Raw genomic sequence first — 14,904 nt, forward strand, 5'->3', positions numbered from 1 at the left:
TTTAAAGTCTTCTGACAATACCTTTATCCGCGTCAACTTCTACTAAGTCTCCGTCTTTTAATACTTGAGTAGCAATTTTCGTGCCTATTATGCAAGGAATTCCGAGCTCACGAGAGACAATAGCAGCATGACAAGTGATACCTCCTTCGTCCGTAATGATCGCCGAGGCTATTTTCATAAGTGGAACATATTCTGGTCGAGTCATGCCAGTTACAAGGATTTCACCTTTCTTAAATTTACCCTTTTCTTCTTCAAAATTATTTAATACTTTGACGATACCACGCACCAGCCCTTTTGACCCAGTATGCCCTTTGATGACAGATTTCTTTGTATTATCTGTGTGTAATTTCTTATATTGTTCATTGAAATATTTAATAATATCTTTTTTGTTCTTTTCGAAATCATTATATTCTTCAATACGGGTATTATCACCACTGATTAGGATTATGTATCCTTTTTCTCTTTTCTTTATCAATCTTAAATTATCTTTTAGATATTTAATACCCTTTTTAATTTCAGGAATACTCCAGAAATAAATACCGGATTTTTCGACTCCTGCTTCAGAGAAAAGCTTTTCACCAATACGATAGAAAATCGTTGTGGCTTTCATCAAGAAGTCCTTTCTCTCATCTCTTAAAGCAATGATAAATTGCATAAAAGTAACGAATTCTACTTCTTCTTTTGTAATCTTGCTAAGCCACTTATTGTATTTCTCTTCTCTTGCTTTGATAAGAGTAAGTTCTTTTCCTATTAACTTTTCTGCCCGTTTAATATCTATATGAGAGTATTCTTTTATAAGGTGTTCTTTAACTTCAGACAGTGGAAATATCTTGGCATAACTTGTTAAGAAGTATTGGCATAATTCAGATATTTTGTCCCAGCTAGTTCCGTCTTTAATAAGGCTCCATATATAAAGTGTCCTTCTTTTTTCAAAAGAGATTCCATTTGGTGTGATTGCTTTGTCCCAGATTTTATTAAGCCTATCCTCGGATATATTAATACTTAGTTCGCGCACAAGTTCTGTGGCGATTTGCTTATCAAAATAAATACTAAAAAATACCAGGGCATTTAGATTCCATATTGTACTTTCGAATTTGTTAAATGTTGCTAAACAGGTAGGAAAAGTATTTTCCGAAAGATATTTATAATTAAATGACTGGTATAGCCTATCTAATTCTGTTCCCAATGAGTTAAATTCCTTTTTTATTTTTGTAAGAGTATTATCATCTTTCCAGTATTTTCTAAATACTTCTTTAGCTAAAGCTTTTTCCTTAGAAAGAGGTAAATATAACATCCCCCCACTGCCTTTAACTAAAAGAAGAAGTGTGTAAGGTAGCTTGTCTTCATAGTATTTAGAGAAATATTGAGAAGTCTGCCATCCCGCAGCCTGTACAAAGACTCTTGAATCCGTGATCGCGGGCCTTAATTCTTGTCCGTCCAGTTCATCTATAAATCTTTCAATGATATTGGTCATAAAATCTATTTAATAATCCTAATCACTCCTTTATCTGCATCCACCTCTACTATATCTCCGTCTTTTAGCACTTTTGTGGCATTTTTGACCTGAGTAAGCGTAATAATACCGAATTCTCTTGAGAAAATAGCGGCGTGGCATAGTAAGCCGCCTTCTTCAGTGACAATAGCTTTAACATCTTTGAGAACATTATTCATAGATGTAGTCGTCATACTGATCACAACTATTTTGTCTTTTAATTGTTTATCCTTAAAATCTGCTTGAGAGACTACAATCACTTCTCCTGTAATTTTACCTTTTGTCACCGGTATACCACTAAGCTCTTTTATCTCCTGTTTTTCTATAGATTTCTCTTCAATCTCTCTCCAATATTTATCAGTATTTAAATCAGTGATTTTCTCTTTGCCTTTATTATTTTCATATACATACTCGGCTTTTCTTCTTTCCTGAAGTCTATTTATTTTATCTGGGTTTATTTTGCCTTCAAGATATGAGACTATCTCGTAAAATGTCAAAAATCTTAAATCTCCCCTTTCTATCTTGTCTTCTCCTGTTGCCGCCAGACATAATTTATCTAAATATTCAAAAAACTCTAAAAATATCAACTTCCTTTTCTCGTGAAATTCACCAAGTTCTTTTAATTGCTTTTCTGTCAAATCCTTGCCCATACTTCCCACCCTATGAGTGAATTCTAAAAAGCTAGAAAATCTTACCCATTCATCTCTAGCTTCTTCTAGTCTTTTGATTGTCTCTTCCTTACTTATAAAGTCAGTGGCTCTTTTACAAAGTCTCAGCAAATCGTCGGAGACTTTAATACCGAGTTCTAGGCCGCTTTCAATATAATTTTTATCTTTAGCTAGTGCATTTGCTATTCGTTGCGTATTATCTTCATTGTCTTTTGGTTGTATATAAACATCCACAACACCGTCATGTCTATGCTCTATCGTCGCTGTATAAAATATTTCTTTTATCGTACCCTTTTTTAACAGAGCGTAGACTATCATTGACCTGTCTCTCAATGAATAATCTCTTGTTATATATTTTATAAAACTATTTTTCATTTTTATTTTATTATTCTCACTATTCCCTTATCCGCATCTACTTCCACCATATCTCCGTCTTTCAATACGTGCGTGGCGTTTTTAGTGCCTATGATACACGGTTTTTTCATTTCTCTGGCTATAATAGCCGCGTGACAAGTAATGCTGCCTTCGTCTGTCACAAAAGCGGCTGATTTTTGCATTGCCGAAATAAAAGATGGGAAAGTCATTTGAGCGATTAAAATATCACCTTCTTTGACCTTATCAATGTCATTTGAGTGGGTTACTATCCTTGCAATGCCTCGTACGACCCCTTTAAATGCGGTTCTGCCTTTTACCTCATCACTTTTATGTTTTTTGAAATCCGAAATTAATGGTTCATTTGAGACAATATATTTATTATCTATCAGTCCGTAACTGAAGTTTTTATTATATCTCTTTGGTTGACCTGTAATAATGGAATTCGCATCATAATCAGCAAGATCTTTAAAACTTACTCCGATATGTTTAGCGGTTTCTTCAAAAAGCGGTCTTGCTATGCCATGAAATTCATAAAACTTGTCCGTCCTATCAGTCCTAAAAAAATTCAATTCTTTAAGCTCTTTCGCTAAATCTTTTAATTCTTCCGGAATAATAACTTCATGCTTTTGCGGCTCCTTAAAACCCCTCTTTATCTCTTCAAAATCTTCTTCAGTATAAAAATCAGTAAAACCATCTCTCGATCTCATCCAGCCATACTTGTTTTTTATCTCTTTTATAGGGACCCCGGACATTAATTCTTCCAACATTAAGACATATGCATTTTTCTTAGTCGGTATACACATATCACCCACGAATCTTGAATAGTCTCCCTGAATATATTTTGGTACTTCTGTCGCTATTCTCTTGTTAAAATATTCTTCCAGATTAGGGATGACATTTAAATAAAATAAGTAGTCTTTAACCATATCTGACACAAGAGCAATCTTCTGTGGTATTGTTTTGTTATTATCATTTATAATCTCTCCAAGACTTACTACGTGGCGTTTGTGAGTGATATCTAAGATATTAGACAGATCTGACATTTTGTGTGACTTGAAATAATTATCAAAGAAAGTAACACCTTTTTCATAAAACTTAACGTCATAATATATATCAGGAAATTGATAGAGATAGTTATCAGCTCCTAAACCGTGAAGCCCGCTTCTTGAATAAAACTTTTCCCTTACTCCCTCCCAACATATTGTTGCCATAAAGACAGAATATGGGCGATTAAGCCAATGTGTCCACTCTATCTTCTTCAATTCCTTAATAAAGGAATCTCTGTCTTCGGCAAATCTTATATCATTAATTATGTCTTTCATTTTATTATTTTAACAATTCCTTTATTTGCATCAACTTCCACCATATCGCCGTCTTTTAATACCTTGGTGGCATTTTTTGTACCGACAATACAAGGTTTTTTTAACTCACGTGACACTATCGCTGCGTGGGACAAAAGCCCGCCCTCGTCTGTTATGATGGCTAATGCTTTTTCCATAAGTGGCACAAAATCTGGTCTTGTAGCACTAGATACGAGTATGTCTCCTTTTTTAAACTTAAGAAAATCACTATTACTTAGAACAATAGAAACTCTGCCAGAAACATTACCTTTTGCAACTCCCGTACCTTTTAACTCTTTTATTGTCTCCTCTTTGTGTAGACTGTTATCGATTAACTGTAATTCGTCTCTATCAGTAACAACGATAATTTTGTCATTTTCACAGAAGTACAGACTATTTTGCTGTCTTAAGTCTAGTGTCTCTCTCGAGATAACTGATTTCCCTTCAAGTATGGAAGATTTAATCTCGGATTCATTTAAGAAAAGTGTCTGATCGAGTGTTAATTTTATTTTTTTAGCAATTCTCTCGAATAGAGGTTTAACATAATATCCGCCCTTATCTCTAATATATGGTTTTTTATCTTTAAGATATGAATAAGATACAAACATATTTAAGAGTATAAATACTTCCTCATTTTCTTTATACTGATTCAATGTTCTATCAGAAATTTTACGTCTTTCTATATACTTATTCTCAAGGTTATTTAGTTCACCCCTTAAAACTTCTCTGTCTTTTTTAAGCAGTTCGCTCAACCTTTCCGTATAGTATTTCGGTTTATTAGGCTCATAATTTATATCGTACATTGGCATATAACAGTATTCTTCAATGTGAGCAATTAAGTGCTTCTCCATAATATCTTTGTCTAATAGTGCAATTTTGTAGAGAGATATTAACTCCATTTCAAGAGGATTTGGATATATAGGTTCAGAGATTATGTGAAGAATGTTATCAGCTTCTGTCTCCGACACATTTATCAAAGCAAGGTGTTGTCTAATAGCTTTACCGAGGGCATGTTCCACATCGTTAAAAAGTATCCAGAAATCGGCAGATATATTTCTTTCAAATGAATAATATCTTTCTAAAATATCAATTAAATCTGCGTCACTAATATCATTAGCGATAAATGGTTTGAGTGTATGTAGGAAAGATAGATAATTATCGAAGTCGTTGATAATATTTTTTGCCAATGTCGTCACTACATTTTTTATAAAATTAGAATCAGTAAACTTTTTGATAGCCATACTCTCGAATGATTCAATTTCATCTTTAGCTAAATATGTTTCCATATTACCGCTCTTAACCCTGAAACATTCATATTTCTGTTTTACGCCGAAGAGCTTCGAAAAGGTATTCCAATAACCATAATGATACAAGCGAATTTTTTGATATGTCATTCTGCGTGTAAAACTATAAACCCAATCTCCTTTATAAAACTCTTTTATGTCTAACATCTTATTCAATTACCTTTACTATTCCCTTATCCGCATCCACCTCTACCATATCTCCATCTTTGAAAACTTTGGTGGCATTTTTTGTACCTATAATACAGGGTTTTTTAAGTTCTCGTGCGACGATAGCAGCATGACATGTGATTCCACCTTCATCGGTAACAAAAGCCGCAGATTTATGCATTGCAGGGAGATATTCTGGTGTTGTCATTGCAGTTATCAGAATTTCACCATCTTCTAAAGTTCCGATATCTTTTTTACTCATAATAATCCTTACTTTTCCTCTAACCTTACCGCCACAGGCTACTTGACCTTTTAGCTCTTTGATATTGCCGTGTTTTTTTACAACAAAATCATAACCTATTCCGTTTATTACTTTTCTAAAATTTTCTGTAGTATTGTCAGTCAAAATTATCCCCTTCTTTGAATATACAAAACCCTTTATCCTCTCTTTAAGTTCTTCAGTATCTGGTCTTATGCCACCAATTAAATAATCTGTTAATTCTTCACCAGATAATACCCTGAGAATATGGTTGTCGATTTTGGTTTCTTTTGAAACCCTAGAAAGAATTTTATTAGTTAGTTCAGCTCCTCCAGGAAACAAATGCTCCGTCTTTTTTCTGTATGCAATAGCAATCTCTATTTCTTTTGCATATTTTTCTTTTCTCACTATATCGTTTTCTAACCAAACAGGAAGCCAAAACATAACCACAAAAGGACACATTGCACAACTTATATAGTCGACATACTTTTTATAGATTTGAGCAATTTCAGGATCAGGTGCTTCATCAATTTTTCTATTTGATTCATCAAAGAAAACATAAATCTCTTTTACAAGATTATCAAATCTATCTGATTCTTTACCAAACCAATTCTCATCAGAATCGATCTTTGAAAAAACCTTATCTCTAAAACCAATCAGGTGTTCTTCTGGTGGCCTCATTATTTCTGTATATCCATCGTGTATATAAAAAACCGAGTCAGAATATGACCAACCCAGCCATTTTTGCATTCCTGTAGTATAGCCACTATGCCAAGCCCTTATGTCTATTAATGAGAGGTCTCTGGTTATTGTTGTTTCAATTTTCTTCATATTATTTTATTATTTTAACAATTCCTTTATCCGCGTCCACCTCTACTATATCACCATCTTTTAAAACTTTAGTGGCATTTTTTGTACCTATTATACAGGGTATATGTAACTCCCTTGATACAATGGCCGCATGGCAAGTGATACCTCCCTCATCTGTTATTATAGCACCGGCTATTTTCATAGCAGGTACATAATCCGGCGTGGTCATAGAAGCAACCAAAATATCCCCCTTATTAATCTTAACAATATCTTTTGAAGATGAACATACTTTTACAATTCCGGTTGTGATTCCAGAAGAAGCAGATCTACCTTTTAATTCTTTAACATTATCGCTTGATACAATAAGGTTGTATTTTTTAGCAAAAGCGATAGCTTTATCCCCAACAATCCATTCATATTTATGATCGTGAGATATTAGAATAGAATCTTTTGCTCTTTCTGATAACTCACCTTTAAGTCTATTATCCAAAACACCTGTTATGAGACTATCTTTAATTTCAAGTGGAGTAAGGAAATTAAAATGATCAGGGCTAATATCTAATCTCTTAGAAATCTCTGGTATAACCACTAGTTGTAAGTGTGGGTGACTTTTTGTTTGAAATACTTTCTTTAAGTCTTGTAAATAGCCTAATTTGTGTGCAATATCTATAATTTTCTTTAATCTAGGTTCAAGATTTAATTTTATTAGTAATTCTTTTTGTCTTTGTCTTTTAAGTTTTAATTCGGCTGATCTTCTCTTTAATTCTTTTTCTGGGTCACCTTTTGATAAGATATTTTTTATTTTATTTATAAAGTATTTTTTATCCCACAATACGCCCGTATTATATCCAAATGGTATTGATGAATATTCTTTAACATGTTTATCTAGCAATTTATCTATATTTGCAGGGATCTTTTTCAGAGAAATATTACCAGTCTTTTTAATCTTGTTAGAAATCTTTAGTATTTCTTCTTCCTCTTTACTTAAATCATATGCATATGATAAAGATTCTATTAGAACAATCAGGTCATCCTTAGATATCTTCCTTTTTTCAACAGCGTCATCAAGCTCTTTTTCTAATGTAGGCATTCCTACCCACCAGACAGGACAATTCTTTAAATGGAAATTTATATATCTCTCACAATATTCCGTATACTTCTCGGCGATGTATTTATTTGTTAGAGAAGAGAGTTTGTCTTTTGGAAAAGATCTTTCTATAAAGACCATTAGCGTGTCTTTCTGTTTTTCTGACCACTTTACTAGGTCATTTAACCACCCCTTTTCATCTAAACATTTATTGAGTATGATCTTTCCAATTGTTTCAAATTCACACTGAGAGTCTGTGGCCGTGGCGATATCTTCTCCTATCCAAGTATATATAGCCGAATGAGCTCTTGCACCATACTCTTTTCTCATCTCATCTGTCCCGATATATTCTTGTGTAAAATTTGCAGGAAAAATCAGACAGGTCTTTTTAGGTCTTGCTCTTGAATTCAGTAGTTCACCGGATGGTTCGTATATATTATCTTCAGAAGCACTTACTAATCTTATCATTCCAGTATTTGCATCCACTTCCACCATATCGCCGTCTTTTAGTGTTTTGGATGCTGTTTGGGTGCCAATTATGCAAGGGATTTTCATTTCCCTTGATATAACAGAAGCATGACTCAATACGCCACCTTCATCCGTTATTATTGCAATGGCCTTTTGTAATAATGGCACATAGTCTGGTGTTGTTGAATGTGATACAAGAATATCTCCGCTTTGCATTTTTGGAAAATCTGTCTTTCTGTGTATTATACAGGCTTTTCCTGTAACTTTGCCTGGATAGGCTGTTTGGCCTTTTATTATCTTTGAATCATTTTCAACGTTTATGAGTTTAATCTTTTCTTTTGCTAATTTGATTATCGAACCGGAATATATTTCGGTACTCTTACCATCCGCATACATAATATAGCCAAGCTTTCTATCTTCTATAGTTTGTGAATTCGCTCTAGTTGAAGTGTTTAACAAATTTATAATTTCCTTCGGTAAAAGATAGAAGATGTCTGCATGATTACTCAATCCGAGTCTTTTTGAAAGCTCTGTAAGAAAATCTTGAAGATATTGTGTATTTCTATAAAATCTTTCTGTTCTCCAGCTTCTAAAAAAGATAGCTTCCTGTAATATATTTATTAGATTTGGGATTTTTGAATCTTCTCTTCCAAGGATTTCCTTGTATTTCTTTATTGACTCCGTTACCTTCTTTCTTTCATCTTTTATCTCCTTAAGCTTAGACTCTGGTTTTATCTTAATCGCTGCCTCTACTTTTTCTAAGATTTCACTGGAAGAATAATACTGACCATCCATTGAAGCATTTTTTAGCCAACCAAACTCTAATATATGCTTTTCAATATCATCTTTAATATCTTTACCATCTCTTTTTTTAATTGCTATTTTAAGAATACTAATCTCCTCACTCTGTGAGGAACTCTGTTTCTCTGATGTGGAAATGACTTGAATAGCTTCGCTAGACTCTTGAGGGAGGACTTTGCGAATATTTGTAAAGATAGTATCTTCCAGATATTTCTCCATAGCCATCGGTAGTATCATAAACGCCGAAGATTTCATTTGCTCTGAAGAGTAATCATCAAATAATTCTGCTAATTTTTTATCTTTTAATTCTGTAAAATTAGTTGTATTTATTTTCTTAATAATTTTCTCAATATTTGAATTAAGTTTGTAAGCTTTTTCAAACATCTCAATTATAAATTCTGGTCGTTTTTTGAATTCATTTAAAGATTTAACAAGATTCTTATCCCAAGTGCTTTTCTCAAAAGCTAACTCTTGATCCAAATATATTATAGGGCTCATCTCATATGGAAAATCTAAGTCTTTGTTTGTATGGTGAGACAAACCTTCCCATAGCATATAAGTAAAAAGAGGAGTTCTGCTTCTCTTATGTATGAAATGCCACTTGAATTTTCCGAGCTTATCCAAGTCAAAATTACCCTTATTTGCCGGCTCTATCATTGGTTTTAATGGTACCAGAAAACACCTTGTTTGAAAAGCCAGATTATTTAGAGGTTGCGTACGTTTATATTTATAGAAAACGTATATTGTTTAAAATCTTCAGTTCTGATTAACCCTGCATTATCTTCCTCAATTCGTCCTGGTGTTCACGCATAACCTCCATAGCGGCAGAAGTCTGATCTTTTCCTTCTTTTTGTTTTTGCTCGATTTTCTTGGCGATATCCTCAAAGAATTGCGGATTCTTTTCTATTGCAGAAATTATTTTTTCTTGCTGTTCCGGCGGAACGCCTTTCATCTGCGACTTCAACATCTGCTTCATCATTAAATTTTTGAAAAATCCCATAAAATAAGTTAAAAGTTATTAAGTTGTAAAGCTCATAAAGTTTACGATGAAAATATCTAAAAAGCAAATTAGTGTCTTTCTGCAAAGTAAACGAGCGAAGGCACAGCTTTTAAAAAGCATTGCACAGGCCGACGGGCCGAGCATAGCAAAAAGTCAGCAGACTTTTATGCGCGGTTTTTAAAAGCTGTGCCGAGCGAGTCTTTATTCGTACCTGAGTGCCTCCATCGGACTCTTTTTTGAAGCTTGTCTTGCCGGATATATTCCGAATATAAGCCCGACCAAACTCGCTACAAGCAAACCGAGTATTGCTGCGCCTATTGGGAAAGTATATTGCCAGTTTAGCCCACCGACATTTTTTATCAATACCGTGGCGATTATTGAAAGCACTGAACCGAGTATTATTCCTATCAAACCTCCTGTTGCGGTAAGTATCACAGCTTCAAGCAAGAATTGAGTGAGAATATCTTTATTTGTCGCTCCGATGGCTTTTCTCAAACCGATTTCTTTTGTCCTTTCGGTCACGGATACAAGCATAATATTCATAATTCCAATACCTCCGACCACCAGTGAAATCGCCGCGACTGCCGACAAGAAAATCGTCAGCGTATTGAATACCGTGCCGAGTTTTTCCGCCACTTCCGCCGGAGTTGAGACATAAAAGTCGTCTTTTGTCGGATCGGTAATATTGTGCAAATTTCTCAAAGTGATTCTTATATCACTCGAGGTCTTTTCCAAATTAACTTCGGAATCCGTCTCGACTATAAGTCTATTAAAATATTTTGTGCCGGTCAGATATCTCTGGGCTGTGGTGTATGGTGTGAGAGCAGCTTCATCGAAGCTTATAAAAGACGAGCTGCCCTTCTTTGGTAAAACCCCGATGACCTTGAATGTTGTGTTCTTAATCCTAATCTTCTGTCCAACAGCTTCGTCATTTCCAAATAGCTTGTCTTTGGCTTTGTAGCCGAGGACGACCACAGTCGCTCCGCTTCGGACATCGTCGTCTGTATAGAAGACCCCTTTCTCTGGTTGCGCATCGAATATTTTTTCTAAAAGCTCTGTACCACCAAAAATAGAAATGCCATATTTTTCATTTTGATATATGGCGTTTGCTGAACCGAAAACCACAGGCATTACATATTGAGCGTTTGGAACATTTGTCTTTTGTTTTAGTGCATTCATTTCTCTCTCCTTCAATGAATCTGAAAATAAAGTCGATAGATCACTCATGCCCGACGGTTCTTTACCAGGCAAAATAGCGATAGTTTTTGCACCAAGACCTTGTATTTGACCGATAATCAAATCTTTGGCTCCTTGCCCCAAAGACATTATCAAAATAATGGAGGTAATGCCGATCACTATACCGGTAATAGTAAGAGCCGAACGAGATTTATGCGTTCGTAGCCCTGTTATCGCTGTTTTTAAACTGAATTTTAATTTCATTCTATTATAAGATTATTTAACGAACTCATCTTTGTGAGTCCTTCTGTTTTCTACTTTTATATCGCTTTCAACTTGCCCATCCATAAGTCTTATAATTCTCTCTGCATATTCTGCGGTATATGTTTCGTGCGTGATAAGGATAATAGTGTGGCCGAGCTCTTTATTTAATTTCTGTATTATTTCGATAATAGACTTTCCGGATTTTGAGTCCAAGTTTCCGGTCGGTTCATCGGCAAAAATAACTTCCGGAGAGTTGACCAAGGCGCGAGCGATAGCCACCCTCTGCTTTTCACCTCCAGAGAGCTGGGTCGCCTCGTGATTCATCCTGTGTTCAAGCCCGACAGCTATGACCGCATTTCTCGCAAGGGTTTCCCATTCTTTTTCCGGCTTATCAGAATATACAAGGGGGAGTTTGACATTTTCTAGCACCGTAGCCCTCGGCAAAAGATTGAAGGATTGAAAGACAAAACCCATTTCTTTATTTCTCATCTTCGCCACCTCTTCCTGATTGTATTTTTTGATATCTTTATCAAGGAAAATGTATGTGCCAGTAGTGTGGTCATCGAGAAGCCCGAGTATTTGCAAAAGTGTGGATTTGCCTGAACCGGATGGCCCCATAATCGCCACAAATTCACCCTTTTTGATATCAAGAGATACACCGCATAAGGCCTCGGTTTTAACCCCGTCATTTTCATAGACTTTCCACAGGTTTTCTATTTTTATGAAGGACACGATTTAAGATTAAATACTTGGAGAAGCGACGACTTTTTCCCCATCAGTGATTCCGGAAAGGATTTCTATATATCCATCCACCCCACGCAGACCCGTCTTGACTTCCCTTTCCGTAATATTTTTAGGATTTTGTGGATCGACGATATTTACAAACTTTTTATTGTCGAGCGCGTAGACAGACCTTGTCGGGACAGACAAAACAGATTCTTTTTGACCGGTGATTATGTCGAGGTTGGCTGTCATGCCGGATTTTATGCGATCGTCTTTTGTTACAAACTTGAATGTGACTTTATAAGTTGAAACACCGTCTATAGTGGTTTCAGCTGGATCTATTTTTATTACAGTAGTATCGAAAAAAGTATCAGAACCGTAGGCATCGAGCGTGGTAGAAGCCATATCCCCTATTTCTATTTTTGCTATATCAGCTTCGGCGACAAAAGATTCAACTTCGTATTCTCCGTATGAGATGACGGAGATTGCTGTCTTGCCTGCTTGTATGACTTCGCCGACTTTTGCGGGAATACTGGTTATTATACCGTTTATAGGCGATCTGATTACGGATTTTGCCAATTGGGCATATGCATTGTCGAGGACGGATTTGGCTTGATCCACAAGGGCTTCTTTTGACGATATTTCTTCGGAAGTTGCGCTGGACTTTGTAAGTATGAGCTGGTTTTCAGCGATTTTGAGAGCAGACTCCGAGATTTTATATTGATTTACAGAAGATGCCAAAGCACTTATCGCTGTGCTTATAGCTGTCCTTGCAGTTGAGACCGCACTTTTATATGTGTCTATACTTGTCTGTGTCAGGCTTGAATCGGCTGTACTTAAACTATTTACAGCGAGAGCTACTTTATCTAAAAAGCCTTTTATAGTGTTGAGATTGTCTTTTGCCAATTTTGATTTTCCATCAACAGAAATATTTTGATCGGTGAGTGAATTATCCCATGAGGTTAGCAAAGCTTCTGTATTCGCTCTGCCCTGTTCAATATCTATTTTCAATTGGAAATTGTTTATATTGAATTTGAGCTCAACATTCTGTGCGCGCGGATTATCAAAAATCTGATCGATTTTGTTTCTGATAGAGTCGTCTGATTTTGTGTATGAATCTATAGAAGTATCATTTAATGCTTTTTCACTTTCGATTAAGTCGATTTTTGTCTTCTCTACCTGGGATTCTTGCAGAGCGATCTGTTCCGGAGTCGAGCCTTTCATGGTTGCACTCAGATTGGCCTCGGCGTTTTTCAAACCAGCTTTTGCTTGCTCTACTTGTGCGAGAAGATCCCCATTTGACACAGAAGCCAAATATTGAGAGTCGTATACCCTATCTCCTACCGATACTGAAATATCGCTCACTCTGCCGGTTGTTTCAAAAGATAAATCAACATCGGAAAACGGCTTTACATTGCCTGTTGTGCTTACAACCTCTTTGATATTGTGTCTCTCGACGACGACTGTTTCTATCGGGGTCGTTTTTGATTTTGCAAATATAATTATAAGGATAATAACTACCACCACCGAGACAGCAATGGCCCACCATTTATTGGATAATATAAAGCTCTTAACTTTAGTAAAAATATTTTTCATACTTTTATTCTAACACAAAAAAGATGTTTGATAAGCATGTACTAATTTTGTGGGCAATACAGGGTTCGAACCTGTGACCTCACGAATGTGAATCGTGCGCTCTAACCAACTGAGCTAATTGCCCGTACGATAATTTATATCACAAAAGGCTTCTAAATTCTATTTTGATTTTTAGTATTAAATAAGCTATACTCCTCCGAGTTGGGCCGCTAGCTCATTTGGTAGAGCGCATCCATGGCATGGATGAGGCGACCGGTTCGATCCCGGTGCGGTCCACAAGCAAAAATCATTATCGATTTTTGTGGACCGCAGCAAGCAAACTGCTTTGCTTGCGACCGGGATCGAAAGGATTTTTTAATATTTTTTAGAAATTCTGATTTTTAAAAAATCAAGAAATCACCCGCTGCGGTAGGCAGAGATACCCGGTGCAGTTCACATTTCGTGATACACAAGATACGTTTATTTGGGCCTATAGTCTAGTGGTACGACGCGTCATTCGCATTGACGAAGCGGCGGTCCGACTCCGCCTAGGTCCACAAAGGTTAAAAATCGCAACTGCTTGCGATTTTTTACACTTTGTGGAAGACGCAGCTATATTTTTGTTTTATGTAATAAAGGCGAAAATAGCGAGCCGGGGTCGCGAGATTTTTCTGTCAGGAAAAATACTTGTGACCACAAGATTGTGATACAATATCGATCATACGGGGTGTCGTATAGTGGTAGTATACACGTTTCGGGTACGTGAAGCCTGAGTTCGATTCTCAGCACCCCGACCAATTTAAAGAATATCTAAGGTCTTTTTTATTTACCCTTTTTCGTCTTTCTTTTTGATGTTAACTCTTCCTTGTTTTCTTGTATAAATTTTTTACCTCTATCACAATAAATACAAGGACCACCATCTTGGCAGTACTGGCACTGGTCTTTTTCTTGCACTGGGATATTTTGACTCCCTATTTCAAATTCTGGTAAAAATGGTTGATTTTCCATAAAATTAAAACAAATACTTATAACTGCTTGTATTATAACACAAAAAATTGGGCGCGAACTAAAGGTTCGCGCCCGTAAATACCTTCCTCCTTATTATTTCGCCATCTCCATAATCAGTCGGCCATTGCCACCCTTCAGATAAAATTTCCTTGAACCGATGTAGATATGTTCGTATAGACTACGAATCTCTATCCACACCCGTTCTGATATACGAGGATGGGCGCCCGCACCGCTTTGTGCCACATCAATGGCCATAATTAATACAGACTTATGGTCATCTTTTACCGTGGGCGATGCTTGTACTTCCGTCTTGAAATCTTTTTCAGAAAACGAAAGTACAGTTCTTGGCTTCAACTCGACACGGACTTTTTCTGCCATACCTACTCCTTTGTTGAGGTTAGGATCAA

11 protein-coding genes, 4 tRNA genes and 2 pseudogenes are annotated in these 14,904 nt (G+C 35.9%); 3 read left to right on the forward strand and 14 right to left on the reverse strand.

Annotated features, from left to right (window positions below; genetic code table 11):
- Window position 1: 1 nt before the first annotated feature.
- The 12 genes and pseudogenes from WC631_00885 to WC631_00940 all read right to left on the reverse strand — a co-directional run bounded on the left by WC631_00885 (window position 2) and on the right by WC631_00940 (window position 13,634).
- Window positions 2-1,474 carry a PEP-utilizing enzyme gene (locus WC631_00885; GenBank protein ID MFA6227028.1) on the reverse strand — a complete coding sequence of 491 codons (1,473 nt, stop codon included), beginning with the start codon at window positions 1,472-1,474 and terminating at the stop codon, window positions 2-4.
- Between the two features lie 5 nt (window positions 1,475-1,479).
- Window positions 1,480-2,535, reverse strand: coding sequence for a PEP-utilizing enzyme (locus WC631_00890; GenBank protein MFA6227029.1), 1,056 nt, complete (start codon window positions 2,533-2,535; stop codon window positions 1,480-1,482).
- A gap of 2 nt (window positions 2,536-2,537) precedes the next feature.
- Entirely contained in the window at window positions 2,538-3,857 is a 1,320-nt protein-coding gene (locus tag WC631_00895; GenBank protein MFA6227030.1) for a PEP-utilizing enzyme, read from the reverse strand.
- Window positions 3,854-5,326: a PEP-utilizing enzyme gene (locus WC631_00900; GenBank protein MFA6227031.1), complete on the reverse strand. Its 1,473-nt coding sequence runs from the start codon at window positions 5,324-5,326 to the stop codon at window positions 3,854-3,856. The genes WC631_00895 and WC631_00900 overlap by 4 nt, the downstream gene beginning before the upstream one ends.
- Window position 5,327: 1 nt before the next feature.
- Window positions 5,328-6,416, reverse strand: coding sequence for a PEP-utilizing enzyme (locus tag WC631_00905; GenBank protein MFA6227032.1), 1,089 nt, complete (start codon window positions 6,414-6,416; stop codon window positions 5,328-5,330).
- A gap of 16 nt (window positions 6,417-6,432) precedes the next feature.
- Window positions 6,433-6,732: pseudogene (locus tag WC631_00910) on the reverse strand (PEP-utilizing enzyme).
- 1,230 nt (window positions 6,733-7,962) lie between these two features.
- Window positions 7,963-9,408, reverse strand: a pseudogene (locus WC631_00915) (PEP-utilizing enzyme).
- Between the two features lie 109 nt (window positions 9,409-9,517).
- Window positions 9,518-9,751 (reverse strand): hypothetical protein, encoded by a 234-nt coding sequence (locus WC631_00920; GenBank protein ID MFA6227033.1) that lies wholly within the window; start codon window positions 9,749-9,751, stop codon window positions 9,518-9,520.
- Window positions 9,752-9,952: 201 nt separating this feature from the next.
- The gene (locus WC631_00925) at window positions 9,953-11,191 is read right to left on the reverse strand and encodes an ABC transporter permease (GenBank protein ID MFA6227034.1); all 1,239 of its coding nucleotides are present in this window, start codon (window positions 11,189-11,191) and stop codon (window positions 9,953-9,955) included.
- Between the two features lie 12 nt (window positions 11,192-11,203).
- Window positions 11,204-11,923, reverse strand: a complete 720-nt coding sequence (locus WC631_00930) for an ABC transporter ATP-binding protein (protein ID MFA6227035.1) — start codon at window positions 11,921-11,923, stop codon at window positions 11,204-11,206.
- A gap of 9 nt (window positions 11,924-11,932) precedes the next feature.
- Complete coding sequence (locus tag WC631_00935; GenBank protein MFA6227036.1) at window positions 11,933-13,510, reverse strand: efflux RND transporter periplasmic adaptor subunit; 1,578 nt, start codon at window positions 13,508-13,510, stop codon at window positions 11,933-11,935.
- 50 nt (window positions 13,511-13,560) lie between these two features.
- Window positions 13,561-13,634: transfer RNA gene (locus WC631_00940), tRNA-Val, on the reverse strand.
- 79 nt (window positions 13,635-13,713) lie between these two features.
- On the opposite strand from WC631_00940, the gene WC631_00945 reads away from it, so the two are divergent.
- The 3 genes from WC631_00945 to WC631_00955 all read left to right on the forward strand — a co-directional run bounded on the left by WC631_00945 (window position 13,714) and on the right by WC631_00955 (window position 14,286).
- Window positions 13,714-13,786: transfer RNA gene (locus WC631_00945), tRNA-Ala, on the forward strand.
- A 189-nt stretch (window positions 13,787-13,975) separates the two neighbouring features.
- Window positions 13,976-14,046 (forward strand) — tRNA-Ala (locus WC631_00950).
- Window positions 14,047-14,212: 166 nt separating this feature from the next.
- Window positions 14,213-14,286, forward strand: a tRNA-Pro gene (locus WC631_00955).
- Window positions 14,287-14,311: 25 nt separating this feature from the next.
- Here the strand turns inward: WC631_00955 and WC631_00960 are convergent.
- Together WC631_00960 and WC631_00965 are read right to left on the reverse strand one after the other, a co-directional pair.
- Window positions 14,312-14,497: a hypothetical protein gene (locus WC631_00960; GenBank protein ID MFA6227037.1), complete on the reverse strand. Its 186-nt coding sequence runs from the start codon at window positions 14,495-14,497 to the stop codon at window positions 14,312-14,314.
- A 93-nt stretch (window positions 14,498-14,590) separates the two neighbouring features.
- Entirely contained in the window at window positions 14,591-14,875 is a 285-nt protein-coding gene (locus tag WC631_00965) for a hypothetical protein (GenBank protein ID MFA6227038.1), read from the reverse strand.
- Window positions 14,876-14,904 lie beyond the last annotated feature (29 nt).

It is taken from the genome of Candidatus Paceibacterota bacterium (assembly GCA_041663045.1).
GTDB lineage: Bacteria > Patescibacteriota > Minisyncoccia > Phycocordibacterales > GWA1-40-21 > Bog-1340.